We start from the raw sequence: 1597 nt of genomic DNA, 5'->3' as shown, positions 1-1597 counted from the left end.
GAACCTGACCCGTGCCATGGCGCTCGATGCCGGTCGCAAGGGGGTGCGCGTCAATGCGGTCTGCCCCAGCCTGACCCATACCGCCATGACGGCCGACATGGCCGACGACCAGGAATTGCTGGCCAAGTTGNCCGAGCGCATTGCCTTGGGAAGGGGCGCCCAACCGGTCGAGATTGCTGCGGTGATCGCCTTTCTTGCCAGCCCCGATGCGGGATTCGTGAACGGTGTGAACCTGCCGGTCGATGGTGGCCTGACGGCCTCCAATGGCCAGCCACCGCAATGAGCCCGGGAGAGCGACATGAGCGCCGACAAGATCCCGCTGCCTGAAGAGACCACGCAAGCTACCGAGACCGCCATGGACCGGAGCAAGCCACAGGCGTTGCCACACGACGCGGTGCCCGAGCGAAAGCGCCCCGCTCAAGGGGACAGCCAGCCGCCCGCCAACCAAGAGCATCCGATCTCGGTCGGCAAGCCCTGAACGGAGGCCTGATGCCATCCCCTGTCTCCCAAGACAACCAGGACCACGCTTACTCCGGCTTGCTGCAGCCCGGCCGCAATTGCTGGCGACTGGAACATGCGCAACGCTTCAGGCTGCTCATCGACGCCGCCGAGTATTTCCGCGCGCTGCGCCTGGCGCTCTTGAATGCGCGGCGCAGCGTCTACATCCTGGGCTGGGATATCGATAGTCGTACCGTGCTGGTGCCCGGCATCACCGACGATGGCCTGCCGCCGCAACTGGGTGACCTGTTGCACGCGTTGGTGGAGCGCCAGCCGGATCTGCACATCCGCGTGCTGAACTGGGACTACGCCATGCTCTATGCACTGGAGCGCGAATGGATCCTGGCCAGAAAGCCCGGCCGCTCACGCAACAAGCGCCTGCACTTCCGCACCGATGCGCGCCATCCGGTGGGGGCGTCGCACCATCAGAAGATCGTGGTCATCGACGACAAGCTGGCCTTCGTCGGCGGCCTGGACCTCACGCGCTGCCGCTGGGACACTCCCGACCATGCTGTCGACAATCCGCTGCGCCGCGACCCGGACGGCAAGCCCTATGCGCCCTTCCACGACGTACAGGCCATGGTCGATGGCGAGGTGGCGTGCGCCCTGGGCGAGCTGGCGCGGCGGCGTTGGGCGCTGGCCGGCTATGCCGAACGGCGAGCGCAGCTATCGGCAGCACTGGTGCTGCCGGCCGAAGATCCTTGGCCGGCGGCGCTGGAACCGGACCTGCGCGATCTCTACATCGGCATCTCGCGCACCGAGCCGGCCTACGAAGGCCGCCCGGGTGTCTTCGAAGTGCGCGAGCTCTACCTGGATGCCATTGCCGCAGCGCGCGAGCAACTGTTCTTCGAGAACCAGTATTTCACCTCCAACGTACTGGCCGAAGCCATCGGCGCGCGCCTGCGCGAGCCGCAGGGCCCGCAGGTCGCCGTCATCTCGCCGCAGACCCAGAGCGGCTGGCTGGAGCAGGCCACCATGGGCGCCTTGCGCGCGCGCATCCATCATCGTCTGAAAAGCGCATTGGAAAACCAGGGGCAGCCTGCCACCGCGCGCTACCAGATGTATTGCCCGCACCTGCCCGGTCGGAGGATGGCTGCGC

General features: G+C 66.8%; 2 protein-coding genes and 1 pseudogene. All 3 read left to right on the top strand.

Translation table 11 applies throughout. From position 1 onward, the window contains the following. Positions 1 to 283 (top strand): SDR family NAD(P)-dependent oxidoreductase (locus I5W_RS21200; protein WP_044530719.1); only part of this gene is annotated, 283 nt, incomplete at its 5' end. Positions 284 to 298: 15 nt separating this feature from the next. After that, positions 299 to 478, top strand: coding sequence for a hypothetical protein (locus tag I5W_RS21195; protein WP_044530718.1), 180 nt, complete (start codon positions 299 to 301; stop codon positions 476 to 478). Between the two features lie 11 nt (positions 479 to 489). After that, a pseudogene (locus tag I5W_RS21190) lies at positions 490 to 1597 on the top strand (VTT domain-containing protein); the annotation flags it as partial.

The sequence above is a fragment of the Herbaspirillum sp. B65 genome (assembly GCF_000333555.1).
Classification (GTDB): domain Bacteria; phylum Pseudomonadota; class Gammaproteobacteria; order Burkholderiales; family Burkholderiaceae_D; genus Herbaspirillum; species Herbaspirillum rubrisubalbicans.
Note: the sequence above shows the minus strand (reverse complement) of the source record. Positions and strands in the feature narration are given on the sequence as shown.

Bases quoted from the DNA above. Each gene is read 5' to 3' on its own strand.
- I5W_RS21195 (WP_044530718.1), top strand. From the start codon at position 299: ATGAGCGCCGACAAGATCCCGCTGCCTGAAGAGACCACGCAAGCTACC.